General features: G+C 58.4%; 20 protein-coding genes. 12 read left to right on the top strand and 8 right to left on the bottom strand.

The window, feature by feature from the left end:
• The first annotated feature begins 436 nt into the window (after positions 1–436).
• A complete protein-coding gene (locus KJS47_RS10215) occupies positions 437–727 on the top strand; it encodes a CD3324 family protein (protein WP_213524776.1) in 291 nt (96 codons plus the stop codon).
• A 204-nt stretch (positions 728–931) separates the two neighbouring features.
• On the opposite strand, the gene KJS47_RS10210 is transcribed toward KJS47_RS10215, so the two are convergent.
• Positions 932–1,276: a hypothetical protein gene (locus KJS47_RS10210; RefSeq protein ID WP_213524775.1), complete on the bottom strand. Its 345-nt coding sequence runs from the start codon at positions 1,274–1,276 to the stop codon at positions 932–934.
• 1,043 nt (positions 1,277–2,319) lie between these two features.
• Here KJS47_RS10210 and KJS47_RS10205 point away from each other — a divergent pair.
• The 6 genes from KJS47_RS10205 to KJS47_RS10180 all read left to right on the top strand — a co-directional run bounded on the left by KJS47_RS10205 (position 2,320) and on the right by KJS47_RS10180 (position 7,423).
• The gene (locus KJS47_RS10205; protein WP_213524774.1) at positions 2,320–3,402 is read left to right on the top strand and encodes a sulfate ABC transporter substrate-binding protein; all 1,083 of its coding nucleotides are present in this window, start codon (positions 2,320–2,322) and stop codon (positions 3,400–3,402) included.
• Between the two features lie 14 nt (positions 3,403–3,416).
• Positions 3,417–4,247, top strand: a complete 831-nt coding sequence (cysT, locus tag KJS47_RS10200) for a sulfate ABC transporter permease subunit CysT (RefSeq protein ID WP_213524773.1) — start codon at positions 3,417–3,419, stop codon at positions 4,245–4,247.
• A gap of 28 nt (positions 4,248–4,275) precedes the next feature.
• Positions 4,276–5,196: a sulfate ABC transporter permease subunit CysW gene (gene cysW, locus KJS47_RS10195; RefSeq protein WP_213524772.1), complete on the top strand. Its 921-nt coding sequence runs from the start codon at positions 4,276–4,278 to the stop codon at positions 5,194–5,196.
• On the top strand, positions 5,187–6,248 hold the full coding sequence (locus KJS47_RS10190) for an ABC transporter ATP-binding protein (RefSeq protein WP_213524771.1): 1,062 nt from the start codon (positions 5,187–5,189) through the stop codon (positions 6,246–6,248). Before cysW ends, KJS47_RS10190 begins: the two co-directional genes overlap by 10 nt.
• Before the next feature lie 105 nt (positions 6,249–6,353).
• On the top strand, positions 6,354–6,548 hold the full coding sequence (locus KJS47_RS10185) for a YezD family protein (protein ID WP_213524770.1): 195 nt from the start codon (positions 6,354–6,356) through the stop codon (positions 6,546–6,548).
• Between the two features lie 215 nt (positions 6,549–6,763).
• On the top strand, positions 6,764–7,423 hold the full coding sequence (locus KJS47_RS10180) for an HAD family hydrolase (RefSeq protein ID WP_213524769.1): 660 nt from the start codon (positions 6,764–6,766) through the stop codon (positions 7,421–7,423).
• Between the two features lie 29 nt (positions 7,424–7,452).
• Here the strand turns inward: KJS47_RS10180 and KJS47_RS10175 are convergent, their stop codons facing one another.
• Positions 7,453–8,472 (bottom strand): NADH:flavin oxidoreductase/NADH oxidase, encoded by a 1,020-nt coding sequence (locus KJS47_RS10175; RefSeq protein ID WP_213524768.1) that lies wholly within the window; start codon positions 8,470–8,472, stop codon positions 7,453–7,455.
• A 210-nt stretch (positions 8,473–8,682) separates the two neighbouring features.
• Here KJS47_RS10175 and KJS47_RS10170 point away from each other — a divergent pair, with 210 nt between their 5' ends.
• The 4 genes from KJS47_RS10170 to KJS47_RS10155 all read left to right on the top strand — a co-directional run bounded on the left by KJS47_RS10170 (position 8,683) and on the right by KJS47_RS10155 (position 11,698).
• Entirely contained in the window at positions 8,683–9,078 is a 396-nt protein-coding gene (locus tag KJS47_RS10170) for a DUF2203 domain-containing protein (RefSeq protein WP_213524767.1), read from the top strand.
• A gap of 53 nt (positions 9,079–9,131) precedes the next feature.
• A complete protein-coding gene (locus KJS47_RS10165) occupies positions 9,132–10,730 on the top strand; it encodes a copper resistance CopC/CopD family protein (RefSeq protein WP_213524766.1) in 1,599 nt (532 codons plus the stop codon).
• A gap of 192 nt (positions 10,731–10,922) precedes the next feature.
• Positions 10,923–11,378 carry a MarR family winged helix-turn-helix transcriptional regulator gene (locus KJS47_RS10160; protein WP_249716231.1) on the top strand — a complete coding sequence of 152 codons (456 nt, stop codon included), beginning with the start codon at positions 10,923–10,925 and terminating at the stop codon, positions 11,376–11,378.
• Positions 11,379–11,479: 101 nt separating this feature from the next.
• Positions 11,480–11,698, top strand: coding sequence for a VOC family protein (locus KJS47_RS10155; protein WP_213524764.1), 219 nt, complete (start codon positions 11,480–11,482; stop codon positions 11,696–11,698).
• Between the two features lie 414 nt (positions 11,699–12,112).
• Here KJS47_RS10155 and KJS47_RS10150 read toward each other — a convergent pair whose 3' ends face one another.
• The 5 genes from KJS47_RS10150 to KJS47_RS10130 form a co-directional block, all read right to left on the bottom strand.
• Entirely contained in the window at positions 12,113–12,700 is a 588-nt protein-coding gene (locus tag KJS47_RS10150; protein ID WP_213524763.1) for a DUF4825 domain-containing protein, read from the bottom strand.
• A complete protein-coding gene (locus tag KJS47_RS10145) occupies positions 12,697–13,374 on the bottom strand; it encodes a permease prefix domain 1-containing protein (RefSeq protein ID WP_213524762.1) in 678 nt (225 codons plus the stop codon). The genes KJS47_RS10150 and KJS47_RS10145 overlap by 4 nt, the downstream gene beginning before the upstream one ends.
• Positions 13,371–13,727, bottom strand: a complete 357-nt coding sequence (locus KJS47_RS10140) for a PadR family transcriptional regulator (protein WP_213524761.1) — start codon at positions 13,725–13,727, stop codon at positions 13,371–13,373. The genes KJS47_RS10145 and KJS47_RS10140 overlap by 4 nt, the downstream gene beginning before the upstream one ends.
• Before the next feature lie 223 nt (positions 13,728–13,950).
• Positions 13,951–14,421, bottom strand: coding sequence for a DUF1259 domain-containing protein (locus KJS47_RS10135; RefSeq protein WP_213524760.1), 471 nt, complete (start codon positions 14,419–14,421; stop codon positions 13,951–13,953).
• Positions 14,422–14,469: 48 nt separating this feature from the next.
• The gene (locus KJS47_RS10130; RefSeq protein ID WP_213524759.1) at positions 14,470–14,997 is read right to left on the bottom strand and encodes a GNAT family N-acetyltransferase; all 528 of its coding nucleotides are present in this window, start codon (positions 14,995–14,997) and stop codon (positions 14,470–14,472) included.
• A gap of 233 nt (positions 14,998–15,230) precedes the next feature.
• Here KJS47_RS10130 and KJS47_RS10125 point away from each other — a divergent pair, with 233 nt between their 5' ends.
• Entirely contained in the window at positions 15,231–16,058 is an 828-nt protein-coding gene (locus tag KJS47_RS10125) for a nucleotidyltransferase domain-containing protein (RefSeq protein ID WP_374707011.1), read from the top strand.
• Between the two features lie 155 nt (positions 16,059–16,213).
• On the opposite strand, the gene KJS47_RS10120 is transcribed toward KJS47_RS10125, so the two are convergent.
• A complete protein-coding gene (locus KJS47_RS10120; RefSeq protein WP_213524757.1) occupies positions 16,214–17,134 on the bottom strand; it encodes an aldo/keto reductase in 921 nt (306 codons plus the stop codon).
• Positions 17,135–17,300: the final 166 nt, after the last annotated feature.

Below are 17,300 nucleotides of genomic sequence, written 5' to 3'. Positions count from 1 at the left end.
CGGCAGGGGGTCCTCCCGGACCCCCTGTTTTACAGAACGGAAGCAGAGCGGGCTTCCCCAGAAGGGCGGACGCGGCCCTCCCTGTTGGCCAGCGGCCAATTGGGTCTTGTCAGAATTCATTCACTAGGGATATAATGGGAATTATCCTTGAAATACATAACAAAGGTGAAAGGAGTCGATAGGCATGATTTTTGTTCAGAGCCATACACTTACGGGAGTTAGAACTGAATAGCTTCACCTATCCTAACCGTCACCTGAAGCAACAAGCGATAGCAGACTCGACAGGCACGATGCGGTTAATCGTGTTTTTTTTGTTCTCTTTTTTCGGAATAAGGAAGACCAAACTAAACCAAGGAGGTGTGAGCGATGAAAGCAGGATCCCTGATTTTGACAGCCCTTAACAGCGGAAGGAAAAACCAAGAGGAGGTTTTCATCAATGAGCTACAAAAACGGAAAGGATGTTCTTCCCCCTAATTTGCTGAAGCAATTGCAGGATTACATCCAAGGTGAAATCGTGTACATCCCCAAGAAGGAAAAGAAACGCGCGGGTTGGGGAGAAAACAACGGCACCAGGCTCTTGATCGAACGGAGAAATAGAGAAATTTACCGCCAATACAACAATGGATGCAAGATGGTGGAGCTGATCCAGATGTTCCACCTGTCGGAGGACAGCATCCGCAAGATCATCGGCAAGACGCGCCGGGAGCGGACGGCCAATGGGTCTTGATCGGGCGGTACAACATAGGAGGTCCGGTTGTCTCTAGGAGACAACCGGACCTCTTCGGCGTTTCTGGGGATTCTGTGCGGGCCCCGAAAAAGTAATCGGACTAAGCTTCAGAGCGGATATCGTCACTTTTTTGGGTGTCTTTCGGGGTCCCCGAGAAGTACTAGGAGTTTGCTTCGAAGGCGCTTCTTCACTTCTCGGGGCACTTTAGCCTATAATGACGAACGCGGCGACCCCGGCGGGAATGGTCCGGGTCCGGAACAGGACACCGTTGCGGTTAAACGTGCGGATGACGAACCGTTGCCGGGTCGGTGTCACGATGTTAGGGAACCGGACGACGCCGAAGCTGTCGAACGCAGCGGTCGAGACGCGGCGGCCATTCGCCGTGAAGAGGATAGCGAAGAAGCCGGTAGTGTTGAAAGGAACGCCGGCTGTGTTGCACCAGACGACCGTCAAACGGGAGAACCGCTTCCGGACGACGGAATTCAGCTTCGGTGTCAGCTTGATCTTGCGGACCGCGCCTCCTTTGCGGGAAGGAACAAGAGCGGGCATGCAGAATCACCTCCAGATGTCGATGCTGCATCCAATGCAGCAGCCATCCAAGGGGAACCGGACGTCCGCCTGAACCGCCGAAAAAAGGCGGAAGGAGAGGCGGGCGGGCCGCAGCCGCCAGGCGAAGTCGACGCTTCAGAGGATTCCGAGCGCACAACAAGACCCCGTCTATTTTGTGTCAAAATAAACGGGGTCTATCTTGGAATCCCTTTATTCACTTGTTTTACGGAACCTCCTGCCATCCTACACATGCATCGCATGTTCGGTAGTTCTTAACTTGCAACCGGTGACTGATTACCGGCGAACATGCCTTGCATGTCCTATCCGCGAGTTCCCACATACCCACAAGCTGCGGAGCAAGCTGTCACAATCTTCCTCCTTGGGGCAACCTGATTCCGGTATGCTTCGCTTACGCTACTCCAATGGTCTATCCCCTTTCTCGTTTCAGAATATTTATATTTAGTCGGATGAGGAAAAAGAATACTGTCGGTGAGCTGCTCCATGGGAGTTCAGTGGTCACCCGGTTCTTTCCTGATCCGATAAATATACGGACTGAAGAAGAAGGTGGTATGCCAAGTTGCGTTTGCTATCGCTTGCGTTGCCTTTGATTCGGTGTAGCTGGCTGGTGTGGCTTGTGTTGTGTTTCTTTTGATGTCTCTATCATAGACCGATATTAAAAAATTGTAAATATTCTAAAAATTCAAATAGTAATCGTATTCGCCCATTTTGGGCAAATTTCCCATCCCATTCGAAGTGGATCTTCTTATTTCGTGCTTTTTCGCGCGTTTAGGTTGTTTCTTCTAAAATGCGAGCGGAGAGAATAGGCGGACTCCCAATGGAAAACTAGGCGGGCGCCCAATCTTAAGGAAGGGATTGACGGGCGGGAGCACAGGGTGATATGATTCCATCCATAAAGGATACTAATCTCATCGGAATAATAAACTTATACCAACCGTCCACCGGACAGCCGGAGACGCACGCCTCGCCAGAACCCGCAGGAATGTGTCTTTTTTTTATCTTCGAAATCGGGAGGAACAGAAGATATGGCTGAACGACAAGGAAGCATCGGTTGGCAAGCATGGAGAAGAATCGGCAGGAAGGCGGGAGTGGTCGTTCTCACGGCGGCGCTTGCCGCGGGACTGACAGCCTGTGGCACGGACACGGGAGGCGGCACCGCGGAGGGGGCCAAGAAATCCGTGGAGCTCCTCAACGTCTCGTACGATCCTACGCGCGAGCTGTATGCCGCCTACAACCAGGCGTTCGCTTCCTATTGGAAGGAGAAGACCGGACAAAATGTAACCGTTCAGCAGTCGCATGGCGGCTCCGGTACCCAGGCCCGCTCGGTGATTGATGGGCTGGAGGCCGACGTAGTAACGCTTGCACTTGCTTATGATATCGACGCCATTCAGGGAGCGGGACAGCTCGCGCAGGGCTGGCAAAGCAAGCTGAAAGACAACAGCTCTCCGTACACCTCGACGATCGTGTTCCTGGTGCGCAAAGGCAATCCGAAGGGCATCCGCGATTGGAACGACCTCGTGAAGCCAGGTGTCTCGGTCGTCACGCCCAATCCCAAAACGTCGGGAGGCGCCCGTTGGAATTACCTGGCCGCCTGGGGTTACGCGCTCAAGGCGAACGGCAACGACGAGGCCAAGGCGAAGCAGTTCATCGAGGCGCTGTTCAAGAACGTGCCGGTGCTCGACTCCGGCGCGCGGGGAGCGACGACGACGTTCACAGAGCGCAGCATCGGCGATGTGCTGCTTGCCTGGGAGAATGAAGCGTACCTGGCGCTCAAGGAGCTCGGTGCGGATAAGCTGGAGATCGTTAATCCGTCCGTCAGCATCCTCGCGGAGCCTCCAGTGGCCGTCGTCGACAAGGTGGTCGATAAGAGGGGGACACGAGAGGTGGCCCAGGCTTATCTGGAGTACCTCTATACCGAGGAAGGCCAGACGATCGCTGCGCAGAACTATTACCGGCCCCGGCTTGCTTCGGTCGCCGATAAGTTCGCCAAGCAATTCCCCAAAATTGAGCTGTTCACGATCGACGAAGTGTTCGGCGGCTGGGCGAAGGCGCAGAAGACGCATTTCGCCGAGAACGGCGTCTTCGACCAGATCTACAAGCCGAAGTGACGGAGGGGCGGGCCATGCGCAATACATCCAAGCGGCTCCTTCCGGGCTTTGGGCTTACGATGGGGTTCTCGCTTCTCTATCTGAGCCTGCTCGTGCTCATCCCTCTGTCGGCCGTCTTCCTGAAGGCGGCGACGCTCAGCTGGGACCAATTCTGGCAAACGGTTCTGAACCCGCGGGTGCTGGCGTCCTTCCGGCTCACCTTCCTGACCAGTCTGGGCGCCGCCGCGGTGAACGCTGTGTTCGGTCTGTTGGTCGCCTGGGTGCTCGTCCGCTACCGGTTCCCGGGACGTCGATTCCTCGACGGGCTCATCGACATCCCGTTCGCGCTGCCGACGGCGGTCGCGGGCATTGCCCTTACCACGCTGTATGCCGATAGCGGCTGGATCGGCGCCCTCTTCGCCCCGCTCGGCATCAAGCTCGCGTATACGCCGATCGGGATCACGATCGCCCTCGTTTTCATCGGACTGCCGTTCGTCGTCCGCACGGTGCAGCCGGTGCTGCAGGAGCTCGACCACAGCTTCGAGGAAGCATCGGCCTGCCTCGGCGCGAGCCGGACGCGTACGCTGTGGAAGGTCGTGCTGCCGGAGCTGCTGCCCGCGCTGCTGACCGGCTTCGCGCTGGCCTTCGCCCGCGGCCTCGGCGAATACGGGTCCGTCGTGTTCATCTCCGGCAATATGCCGATGAAGACGGAGATCGCCCCGCTGCTCATCATGACGAAGCTCGAGCAGTTCGATTACGCCGGTGCGACCGCGATCGCGGCCGTCCTGCTCGTGCTGTCGTTCCTGCTGCTGTTCGTCATCAACGGGCTGCAGCGAAGGGCGAACCGGGTCCAGCGGCAAGCCTGACTACCTTGACGCAAGGAGGAGACGCGCTATGGCTTCCATCGCGCTGGGTCCGGCCGCCGAATCGAGAGAGACGCCGGCCCATCTGAACGAACCGGCCTGGGTCCGGGTGCTGCTCATCGGCCTGGCCGTGCTGTTTTTGACGCTCATTCTGCTCGTTCCGCTGGCGGCCGTGTTCGCGGAGGCGTTCAAAAAAGGGGCGGCGGTGTACCTGCAGTCGCTGACCAGCAAGGATGCGCTCGCCGCCATCCGCCTGACGCTCGCCGTCGCCGCGATCGCGGTCCCGCTCAACGTCCTGTTCGGGGTCTCGGCCGCCTGGGCGGTGACCAAATTCCGGTTTCGCGGCAAGCAGCTGTTCCTCACGCTGACGGATCTTCCGTTTGCGGTATCGCCGGTCATTGCCGGCCTCGTGTTCATCCTGCTATTCGGGTCGCGCGGGTGGCTGGGGCCTTTTCTGGCCGAGCATGATCTGAAGATCGTGTTTGCGCTGCCGGGTATCGTCTTGAGCACGCTGTTCGTTACGTTTCCGTTCGTGGCCCGGGAGCTGATCCCCCTCATGGAGGCTCAGGGCAAGGACGAGGAGGAAGCCGCGGTCAGCCTCGGCGCCGGCGGCTGGCGGGTGTTTTTCCGGGTGACGCTGCCCGGCATTAAATGGGGATTGCTTTACGGCATTATTCTGTGTAACGCGAGAGCGATGGGAGAATTCGGAGCCGTCTCGGTCGTCTCGGGCCATATCCGGGGACGCACGAACACGCTCCCGCTTCACGTCGAGATTCTGTATAACGAATATCAGTTTGCGGCAGCCTTTGCCGCCGCCTCCCTGCTCGTGCTGCTGGCGCTCGTGACGCTGGCCGTCAAGAGCTTCGTGGAATGGAGGCACCGCCGGCATGCCGACGCACTGGCAGCCCGGGAGCGGCAGGGGGCATTAAGGGAGGAAGCGGCATGGAGGTAAGGGTTGACCAATTAAGCAAAGCTTACGGAGGCTTCCACGCGGTGGAAGACGTCTCTTTCCGGATCGGGAGCGGCAAGCTCGCCGGCCTGCTTGGGCCGAGCGGAAGCGGCAAGACGACGATTCTGCGGATGCTGGCGGGGCTTGAGCAGCCGAGCTCGGGCGACGTGTACTTCGACGGCCGCCGGATGAACGACGTCCGTCCCCAGCAGCGGGGCATCGGCTTCGTTTTTCAGAATTATGCGCTCTTCCGGCATATGACGGTGGCGGACAACATCGCCTTCGGGCTCGCCGTGCAGCGGAAATCCCGCACGGACATCCGGCGCAAGGTGGAGGAGCTGCTCGAGCTGACCGGGCTCGCCGGCCTAGGCAGCCGGCTGCCTCACCAGCTGTCCGGCGGCCAGCGCCAGCGTGTGGCGTTCGCCCGGGCGCTGGCGCCGGAGCCAGGCTTGCTGCTCCTCGACGAGCCGTTCGCGGCGATCGACGCCAAAATCCGCAAGGAGCTCCGCGCCTGGCTGAAGGAGACGATCGGACGGCTCGGCATCACGAGCCTGTTCGTCACCCATGACCAGGAGGAAGCGGTGGAGGTGGCGGACGAAATCGTCATCCTGCACCGCGGGCGGCTCGAGCAGCACGGCACGCCGGAAGCAATCTACCGCGAGCCGCAGAGCCCGTTCGTTGCGGGCTTCATCGGCGAGTCGACCATCGTCCCGGACGCTTCCTCGCTGCGCGGCTTCGAGGAGGAGGCGGAGCATCACCAGGGCCTCATCCGGCCCGAGTATGTCGAGCTTTTCAAGACGAACCGCCCGCCTGCCGTCCGATCGGCGGCCGAGGAGGGCGTCGTGCGGCGGCAGTTTTTCCGCGGATCGTTTTGGGAGGTGGAAGTGGAGGCGGCCGGTGCTCAGCTGACCGTTCACCGTCCTTTGGAGCAAGAGCCGCTGGAGCCGGGGGAGCCGGTGCACGTTCTCATTCACCGCGTCTACTTGTTCCGCGGGGGAACCGGCCGCATGGCGGAGAACCGGCGCAAGACCGACCCGATGCCGGTCTATCTGTAGCGGCCGCACTTATACGGATCCAGCGGGCCCCAAGAGAAGGAAGCAGCAGCCAAGCCGGACGGCGGGGAACGGCAGCCGGCGGCAAACCGAAAGGAGCAAAAACCGATGGCAAAACCTCTGGAGGTAAACGAGCAGTGGCTTCGCCGGATCGGAGAGGCGCTCGAAGGAATCGAGTACGGCTCCGTCCACATCGTCGTCCATGACGGCCGAATCGTGCAGATCGAGCGATCCGAGCGCAGACGGTTCGATGCGGAGCCCGAAGCCGGCAGAGAGAGAGAAGCGAGGCGGCGGAACGCCTGAGTCTTCTGCTCCGTCGGGCATCCGGGCCGCCGGCAGCGGCGGAGCCGGGAACAGAAACGAGATAGCAGTAGAACGGCAGCAGCCGGGGGCAAGCGCGAGCGCTTGCCCCCGGCTGCTAGTCATTTCGGGCCATGCCTTCAGGCGGAGGGGTCGGGTATAATAGAAACCAGCCGCCCCGGCAAAATGCCGAAGCGGCTGGAAGGTGGCGGATCGCGATGAAGAGCGGACCATACCGCGCAATCGTTTTTGATATGGACAATACGCTGTTGTCCTCCCGAATCGACTTCCCCGCCATGAAGATGGCGGTTTATACGCGGCTGGCCGAGGACGGGCTGCTTGAGCCGTCCATCGGGCCGGACGGCATGACCACCTCGCAGCTGATCGTCGCGGCGCAGACGGCCGGCCGGATGAGCCAGCGCCAGCTCGAGGAGCTATGGGCGCTCGTCGCCCGCTTCGAGACGGAGGGCATGCACGGCGCTGGTCTGGAGCCGGAAGCGGCAGAGGTGCTGGAGGAGCTGGAGAGGCGCGGCCTCCCGCTCGCGGTGCTGACGAACAACGCCCGTGAGGCGGCGTTGACCGCCCTCGCCGAGACGGGCATCGCCGGACGTTTCCGGCATATCGCAGGCCGCGAGCAGATGGAGGCGCTCAAGCCTTCGCCGTCCGGCCTGCTCCGCCTGCACCGGCTCGAGCCGCATATCCCGGCGGGGGCTTGGCTCTTCGTCGGCGACTCCTGGATCGACGGCCAGTGCGCCGTCGACGCGGGCAGTCCGTTCGCCGCCTACCAGGCGGAGCCGGACGAGCTCGCCCGGCGCGGCATCGAGCCGATTGCCCGGCTGTGCCGGCTCAGCGAGCTGCTCGCGCTGCTGGACGGCTAGCCGTCCGGCCGGTGGGCCGCTCGCTCGGCTCAGTAGCCCCGGCGGTACGGCTTGGGAATCTCTGCGTCGCCCGAGAGCTCGCGGATGGCATGCAGCGCCCAGTACGGGTCGCGCAGCATGCCGCGGGCGACCGCTACGAGCTCGGCGTCTCCGCTTGCGATCGTCGCTTCGGCGAGCGGAGGATGCTCCAGCATGCCAACGGCGATGACCGGCACGCCAAGCGCCTCCTTGACCGCGCGCGCGAACGGCACCTGATAGCCCGGATAATTGCCGGGCTTCCTGGCGCCTGCGGGACCTTCGCCTCCGCTGCTGATATGGAACAGGTCGACGCCCGCATCCCGGTAGCGCTCGCACATGGCGATGCCGTGGTCGAGGTCGTAGCCGCCGTCCATGTATTCAACCGCGGAGACGCGCATGAGGAGCGGCATGTCGGCAGGCATAACCTCCTTCACCGCACGGATCACCTCGACGCCGAATTTGGCCAGGTCCTGCCCATACTCGTCCGTCCGGTTGTTGATGAGCGGCGAGTGAAACTGATGGAGCAGGTAGCCGTGAGCGCCGTGCAGCTCGATCGTGTCCACGCCGGCCTCCACGGCTCGTCTGGCGGCATCGCGGAACAGCCCGACCATTCGTTCGACCTCGGTGCGTTCCAGTGCCCGCGGCGTTTTCCAGTCAGGCGTCACGGGGATGGCCGAAGGCCCTACGGGCTGCTTCGCATCCTCCGCCTTGCGCCCGGCATGGGCGATTTGAATGCCGACCTTGCTGCCGTATTTGTGGACCTCGTCGATGATGCGCCGGAATGCAGGAACCTGCTCGTCGGACCAGAGACCGAGGTCGTAATCGGTAATCCGTCCGTCCGGCTCGACATCCGTCATCTCGATCAGGATGAGACCGGTGCCGCCGACCGCACGGGATACATAATGCACGAAATGCCAATCGTTCGGAGAGCCGTCCTTGGCGTCGACCGAATATTGACACATCGGGGCCATCACGATCCGGTTCGGCAGGGACAGCGATTTCAGTGTGTAAGGGGTAGCTAAGTGAACCAAGCGTCTCTCTCCTTTGCGTATCGTTTGGGGACGTTCTCCCGTGTCTAATTATAGATAGGTTACTTTCAAAAGGGAAGCGAAGGAGCCGGCCCTGTCTTTTCTCACCGACTCTGTTATGATACGCTAATACGGCTCAGGGCACGCACGCGGGGGCATTTTTTAGAGAGCAGGCCGCTCCTGAACGCCTCTTACCACGAAGGGGGAGTCTCCTTGCGAAAACAATTTACGGTAGAAGAAGCGAATGCGCTTCTCCCCGTCCTGACGACGGAGCTTGAGGCGCTGCGGCGGATTAAGAGAGAATTCGCCGCTGTCTACACCGAGCTGACAAACCGCAAACGGACCATGACGGAAGATGACCGCAGAAGGGAAGATCCGTTCTTCGAGCTGGAATGCCGGATGGACTTTTTGCAGGTGGAAGCCGGAACGCGCATGGGGAATATCGACCGGCAGGGGGCCGAGCTCAAGGATATCGACCTGGGGCTCGTGGATTTCCCCGCCGTGCTGGAAGGCACGGAGGTGCTGCTCTGCTGGAGGCTGGGCGAGCCCGAGGTGGCGTTTTACCATGGGCCGGAAGACGGCTTTCGCGGCAGGCGGCCTCTCGGGTGACCAGCCTGTCGCTAATAACAATCGATTAACCAATAGAGAAACGGGTGTCTGCTATGAAAAAAACAGGAGTTGCGCTGCTGCTGGCCGTGCTGCTCGCCTTCTTGCTGCCGCTGACGGCCTATGGGCATGCCTCCTTGATCAAGGCGTCTCCGGAGGCGAACAGCCAGGTCGACCGGGCGCCGGAGCGGGTTGTGCTGACGTTCAACGAACGTCTGGAGAAGCAGTTGTTTTATTTGAAGGTCGTGGACGAGCTGGGCAAGCCAGTCACCGATAAAAAGGCGGAGCTAAGCGCCGATCAGACCGAGCTGTCCCTTACGCTGCCTGCTCTGTCGAACGGGACGTACGTGGTGACGTACCACGTCGTCTCGGCGGACGGCCATCCGGTGGACGGCAGCCATGTGCTGACGGTCGGCCCGCCGCGCGGCCAGGGCGCCTTGCCGCAAGGACATGAGCACCAGCACGAGCTGTCCGGCTCGATGGGCCTGTACGAGTATCTCGTCTTCGCTTCACGCATCATCTATTATTTTCTGCTGCTCGCGCTGACGGGCTGGGTGCTCTGGATGAGCTTCTTCCCGGAGCGGGGCGAGCGGCGGGAGGCGCACCGCATGACGGCGGTCGGTCTGCAGAGAGGCTTCCTGCTGTCGCTACTCGTGCTGATCTTCTTCCATTACCGAGATTTGCTCGGCGAAGGAGGACTATCCGACATCGGCAAGCTGTTCACCGGCACGACGATCGGTGTCACCTGGCTGCTGTCGCTCATTCTGTCTATGCTCGGTTTCGTCGTCCTGCTGCGCAATCGTAAGCTGGACGTCGCCTGGGCGACGGCGCTGCTCGCCGTCAAATCGCTGAACGGGCACGCCAACGCGTTCGAGCCCCAGTTCTTGACGCTGCTGCTCGACTTCATTCACCTCGTCGGCGCGGCCATCTGGGCCGGGGGACTCTTGATGCTCGTTTCCGGTTGGAAGCAGGCGGATTGGCGCGAGCGGTTCCTGCCCAAGTTCTCCTCTGCCGCCCTGTACACGTTGATCGTGCTCGGGCTGACGGGAATCATCCAGACTCTTCTGTTCCTGCCGGGGCTGGAATACCTGCTGTACAGCCAGTGGGGGACGCTGCTCCTGATCAAGACGGGACTCGTCGTCCTCGTGGTGCTGCTTGCAGGAGGCATCCGCTTCGTCTGGAAGCGCCGAGGACAGGAGCGGACGGGTACTCTCATCAAGCTGGACCTTGCCTTGATGATCGTCATTGTCGGGCTGGTCGGCGTGCTCACCTATGTGACGCCGATTCCGCCCAACAAGCCGCTCAACTGGCATGAGATGGGCGAGACGATCCATATGACGACGATGATCACGCCGAAGGAGCCGGGACAGGACAACACGCTCATCACCAAGATCTGGCTCCCCGATACGATGGGGGCGCCCAAGTCGGTGCAGCTCAAGCTCATTCCGGATCCGACCAAGGAGATTGCGCCCATCACCGTCCCGCTTGAGACGTTCAACGACCCGGACTTTGATGGCTTCCTGGGCTTCAAGCGGTACAGCTACAAGGCCGTGGGTCCGTACCTGCCGTTCGCAGGGAACTGGACGATCGAGCTGCGGGTTATGAACCCGGAGGACGATGAAACGGTCTACCGCAAGGAGATGCTTTTGTACTGACAGAAGGAGGGAGGCAGTCGTCCCCTTCCGCATAGCTTGGATGCCCGCCGGAGATGTCCGGCGGGCTTATTTGCATGCAAGACGGAAGGAATTCCGTGATCGGTCTGCACCACGGAGCTCTGCGAACGTCCCTTTACAAGTTCCAAAGGATCGATTAATCTATAGTTAGAATTCTAACTAATGAGGTGCGCAGTGGATAAAGAAACCGGGCTTGAGGAATGGCAGTGGGAGAAAGGGCCGATCGGCCGGCTGGTCAAAACAGGCTATATTACGCTTCGCAGAGAAGTGGAGGAATTGTTGGTGCCGACGGGACTTACCCATACGCAATGGAGCGTCTTGGGCATTATTCGCCACTTTCCCGGGATTATGCCGTCTCAGCTGGAACCCATTCTGATGATCGAGCGGCCAAGCGTTACCAGCTTGCTGAACGGACTGGCGGGCAAGGGATTGATTGTCCGCAAGGAGCATCCGAAGGACGGACGGTACAAACAAATCTACCTGACGGACGCGGGAAGGACTTTGGCGGAGGAGACGCAGCATTTGACCGCCCTGATCGAAGAGCGCGTGAAAGAAGGGATGACGGCGGACGAATTCGAAACGCTGAAGACGCTGCTCGTGAAACTGGTCGGATTATTCAAGAAGGAATGACGGCTGGTTTTTGTGCAATTAATTAGAATTCTAATTAATTAACATTAGGGGCATCAAGGGAGGAAGGGATTCCTTTCGAGTGACAAGGAGGAACGATAATCATGACCGAACAATCCGGCACGATGGCGTTTCAAAGCTTCGGCTGGCTAGGCTTTCATCATGTGGCGTTAGTGACGACGGACTTGGATGCCACGATCCACTTTTATGATAATGTGCTTGGCATGCAAATATCGCCGGTATATCCGGCCACACCACCGCGCGGGAGGCATTGCTTCGTGAAGCCTGGCGCTACGGACTCCTGGGGCATCCATTTTTTTTGAATATCCCGCTGCCCGAATTGAACAAAGCACCGAAGCATTGAGAAGATTAGCGAAGCATCCGCAATCGGCGGACCTGTATCGCTTCCTTCCGGGGGCGCTTCAACATATTGCGTTCGCTCTCCCATCCGAAGAAGAAGGGATGGCACTTCGAGAGAAATTGAGAAGCCAAGGGATCTTGATGACGGACATTTACAGACAGGGCAATCTGCGCAATTTTATCTTCCTCGATAATAACGGCATCCAGTTGGAAGCCGCCTGGCCGAATAGGGAGGAGCGGGCAGAATGACGGGACAGACAGGGAATTAAAGATTTACACTGTTAGTCATTAACCAGCCTGGGCACCACTTGCTAAGCTTCTTGAAGCACGGCCATGCTCGCCAAGGCCCCGGCTGACGACAGCCGGGGCCTTGGTCTTCATTCCGTCCTGGCGGCACATGCCGCGAGGAACCCGTCCACGAACGAATCGTCGACTATCTTGGCTTGGACGGTATTCCGCCAACGCTGCACGTCGCGGAGGGAGCCAAGCTCCATCCCATACCAGGCTTCCGCGTCGGCGCGGGCAACCCGCCATGCGCCGTCCGGAAACAGCAGGCGCAGCTCCTGCAGATTGTCGATCAATGCGAATTGAGCGGTAGCGTTGTAGAGAACCGCCTGCCGAACGAGCTGCTCGCCCAGCTCTGCACTCGGGATCTCGTAGATGACATCGGCGGCCAGTCGGTCAGGGTACAGCTGGAACGTCTTCGGAACGCCGGCCAGTGGGAGCCGGTTGTTAAGGTTGATGAAGTTGGAGCTGTCCCCCATATAGTTGGAATGGTAGCGAAGCACGGCCGAATAGTCATGCGTCGCCGGGCTTTGCTGCTTGAGCCGGTATTGCTCCTCCTCCGCTTGCAGCCGGGGCTTCACGATGCCCTCCAAGACAACTGTGCCGGCCAGGCCGATGGCGAGGAGGACGGCCAGCAGCAGGTTCCGGGTGGTCCGGGTGTTCTTCCGAGGGTTTCTCATTCTCCCACCGCCTCATGCTGATCTGCAAGCCGGACCGCCCTCCGCACGAGGAGCGGCAAGAGGAGGCAGGCCAGCGGAAGGGCAAGCGAATAGCCCAGCACCGCGGCCTGGTACGGACCCGAGACGGACAAAGGTCGGCCGAACCAGAGGCTGCTGCCGAAGCGGACGCCGAGCAGCATGCCCCACTGGAGGAGCAGCGCCAGTCCGGCGAGCATCCAGGTCTTCTTTTCCCAGCCGCGAAGCAGGGAGAGGCGGACCGTGAAGCCCTTTCCGTCCCTTGCGCCGCGCTCCAGCATCAGCAGGATCAGATAAGCAGCTCCCGCCGCTCCGCTCGCGAGCAGCATCGCGTGATGCAGCCAGAGCCCGACGCCGAGCAGCCGGGACGGAACGGTCGCCACCCAGACGAGAAGGGCATACAAGAGCGCCGTCTGAGCCAGATCGGCCGCGTAGCCGTACCGGTCAACCCGCTTCACACCAGGCAGGAGGAAGGCGATGGAATCGATCTGCCGGACCGTTCTCCGGAACGCTTCCTCACCGGTCAAGCCCTGAGCCAGGTAGTCCTCCAGCCGGGCGTCCATATTGCTCAGCACTTCTTCCTTCCGATCCGCCAGTTCCTCCGTCATCTCTTGTCCTGCAAACAGCCTGTCCACATAGCGCTTCAGGTTTTCCTTCATACGGCATTCTCTCCTTTCGCTCGGTTCAGCAGCCGGTCGATCAGCTCCCGGACGGCCGCCCATTCCTCGAAACTGGCCCGGCAGGCCTCCCGGCCCGCCTCGGTGATCCGGTAATACTTCCGTCTGCCCCCGTTCGTCTCTTCTCCCCAGTACGCTTCCACCAGCTTGCTCCCCTCAAGCCGGCGAAGGCTTGAATAGAGAGTCGGTTCCTTCAGCTCGAAGACGTCCCCGCTTCGGGTGTAGATTTCCTTGATCAGCCCATAGCCGTAATGATCGCCGTCCAGCAGCACGCTCAAGAGGATCGGATCAATGAGGCCGCGAATCAAATCGCTGTTTATCTGCTGCCCGTTCATTCGGCGCCACCAGCCTTTCTTTCTTCGGTTGTAGTATAAGACATAGTTCTATGCGTGTCAAAGTAATATGTGTGCAGATGCAAGATGGTATGCGATACAGGGAAGCGGCTCGGGACCCGTGGGAACAGACAGAAAAAACCCCTCCCGGTCTACAGTGTTTCGTTCCTCATATGAGAAACGTTTTTTCACTGTCTACCAGAAGGGGATAAGGTCCTAGTTCTTTTTATGGAATTTTTGAGCTTGTCCTATTGATGGCATTCTTTATGCTTTCGGCTGATTTGACCAGGTCCCCTATCCCTTGAAAATGCAAATACAGGATGTTTGGGCTTTCCTCAATCTTATGGTTATGCAACGCTGATATTTCTAAGCCCCCGCGCCGCAATTCATCGATGACCGGATTAATTTCCTCCTCTAAGAGAGCAAATTCACCAATCACAACCGTTCCCTTCTCCACTTTCTCGAAATCAACCATAAAAGCTAAATCCATCATGTCAGGGGATAGCTTTTGCCCCATCAGGCTTACTTCGAGGTTCTTTCGGGTTATTTCCAGCTTACATACACCATCTTCCTGTTTGACAGGAGTACGAAAGATTTTGCTCAACGCTTCGCATTTATCTTGCTCTTTCGCACTTGCTGTGCCAAAGGGAATGACAAGCGTCAAGAGTAACGTTAACACAAGCAGTTTCCATCTCACGGGAATCCCTCCTTTGATTTGGATTAGAATTCCTGGTTTACCTCCAAATCATTCATCAAGGTGAAAAGAAAACTTATAATACCAATAGATTGCCTTTTCATTAACGGCAGGAAATTTTGAGTAGAGCATACTATCAACCCCACCGATTATAAAGTTATTTCTTGCATAAAAACGGCAAGCAGCTACATTGACATCTTGCGTTTCAAGCATAAGACCAATATGATTAGTTTCCGTTGCCCACTGTACAGCTTTTTCTAATAATAAAGTTCCAATTCCTCTTTGTCTCCAGTTCTTGGCTACCCCAATGTCTTCGACAAGAACATATCCATTCCAATTAGAACGAAGCCTAATATGTCCAATGCACATCCTATCTACGTAATAGAAAAACACAGCTTTTCCTGTATCTTCAATATAGCTTGAGTCGATCTCTTCACTCTCATATTGCTTAAAGTATGGGTTGGAAATGACCTCCTCCGTATAGGTCCAATTGTCGTTTTCATACTTTGGGACAATCCGCCCTGAAACAAGGAAGCCTTCATTCGATTTGTTAAAGTCACATATAGTTGAGTGCGTCATTTTTTTTAATCATTTTAAAAATTCCTCAATTCGTTAGTTAATGAATAGGAACACAATACTTCGTGCAGATAACTGTTAGTCTCCTTTACTGGAACCTAACAGGAAGGCACGGACCAATTTTTCTTATTCGATATCGTGCTCTTCTATCCTTGCTATGTTATATAGCAATACCGAGGGCGATAACGCAGGTAACTTGCCAATGAGTGATGTAGACAAGAGGGGAGTGGTTTGGAATGGCTAGAAAAACCGGGGGTCTATCGAAACAAATGGGGACTAATGGGAACGTTGCCGGGGTCGTTAAACGATCGGTAAGTCGTAAGGGCAATCCGGGGGAACAGCGAGAGAGGGCACCCGCAGCTGAAACGGCTGCCGCTTTTCTTGATCAACAATTCCCTTCTTGTGAAGCTGCCTTTCTTGCCGGCAGCGCTTCGCGCGGAGAAGCGGGCCCTCATTCGGATTTGGACATCGTGATCCTGGATCATGCGTTACGCCCGTACCGAGCCAGCTTCTTTTTGAACGGATGGCCAATCGAAAGCTTTCTTCATACGGAAGCTTCCTGCCAGGAGCAGTTTCAAATAGAGCGGTCCAAGGGCCGTCCTGTTCTGGCAAGTATGGTCGCGGAAGGAAACCTGCTGAAGGACAACGGAAAAGGAATTGGGCTTAAAGAGCTGGCCGTTCAGTTCCTCGCCCGAGGACCTGCCTCCCTGACCGCGGATCAAATCCGGGATTCCCGATATTTTCAGTTTGATCTGCTGGATGATTTTAGGGACGCGAGGAGCGAGGAAGAAGCCATGATCACACTCAATGCCATGTCCGTCCGCTTAATGGATTTTCTTCTCCGCTACAACAACCAATGGTCGGGAAGCGGGAAGACACTGGTCAGAGCGTTCCGCAGCTTCGACAGCGGACTAAGCGATAGATGGTTTCAGGCGTTAACCAGCTATTATCAAGAGGGGGACAGACGACAAGTCATCCGATTCGTGGAGGAGGTTTACCAGCCGCTAGGTGGACGGCTGTTTGCCGGATATTCCTCTTGGCTGGATACCGGTGAACCGAAGTAGAATTTAATGTTCTCTAGCACGAAGGGGGATCGTCGGAACATTCCCTGCAGCATAAAGAGACGGCTGATCAGCCGTCTCTGCTCGCATTCCGATGAAAGGCAGGGGTCCTCCGCTTCGCGGGGAATCCCCTTATCTGATGGGCGGCCCGCCCAAGCTCAATCTACCCAAGCCTGCGGGTGTCCGTCCTCCACGAGGTTAGCTGCTGAGGCGTTCGCCTCGACCTGTTCCGGGCTCTTGCAGCCGGGAATGACGGAGGTAACGGCCTCGTGGCGGAGGCACCAGGCCAGCGCCCATTGGGCCATATCCACGCCCTCCGGCACCTCGCTCTGGCGAATCTCCTCGACGGTCCGCAGCTTCTGCTCCGTCTGCTCCGGATCGTGCCGGTGCCGGACATCGTTCTTGCCGAACGTCGTGCCGGGCTTGTACTTGCCGCTCAGATAGCCGCTCGCGAGCGGGACGCGCGCCAGCACGCCGAGATTCTGCTCGAGGCAGGAAGGGAAGACCCGCTCCTCGGGTTTCCGGTCGAGACGGTTGTACACGACCTGGATCGCTTTCGAGCCGACCTCGGTCGACCGCTCGGTCTGATGCAGGTTGTCGTTGCTGCCGATCGACGTGCCGAGATGGAGGATCTTCCCGGCCTGAACCTGCTTGTCCAGCATCGTCCACAGGTCGTCGTTGTCGAACGCTTCGTCGCTCCCGGAGTGGAACTGGTACAGGTCGATATAGTCGGTCTGCAGAGCACGCAGAGACGCCTCGAGCTGCTGGAGCACCTCCTCGGGCTTCCAATGCTGGGAGCGGTCCATCAGCCCTTCGAAGTGATGGCCGAACTTGGTCGCGACCACCCAGTCCTCCCGGCGGTCCTGCTTGAGATACTGGCCGATCATCGTTTCCGACAGATGTTCGCCGTAGCATTCGGCCGTGTCGATCAGATTGATGCCGAGCTCCTTGGCGCGGCCCAGAATGGCGTCTGCCTCCTGCTGGGAGAAGTCTTTGCCCCATTCGCCTCCGAACTGCCAGGTGCCGACCCCGATGACCGATACCTTCATCCCTGTCTTGCCGAGCTTGCGATACTTCATGTGCGATCCCTCCTGCCGTTTTTTCTCACTGTACCAAGTCCACTGCCGCACTGTCAAAAATAGGTGACCGGGGAGGATCGAGCGCACAAACGGGCGAAGACCCCGCTCGCCGTATGGAGCGGAGCCTTCGCTCCCCTGGGAAATCCCGATCCGCCTTCGGAACAGT

The organism is Paenibacillus sp. J31TS4, from assembly GCF_018403265.1.
Lineage (GTDB): Bacteria > Bacillota > Bacilli > Paenibacillales > NBRC-103111 > J31TS4.
This window is presented reverse-complemented; position numbering and strand designations above follow the sequence as displayed.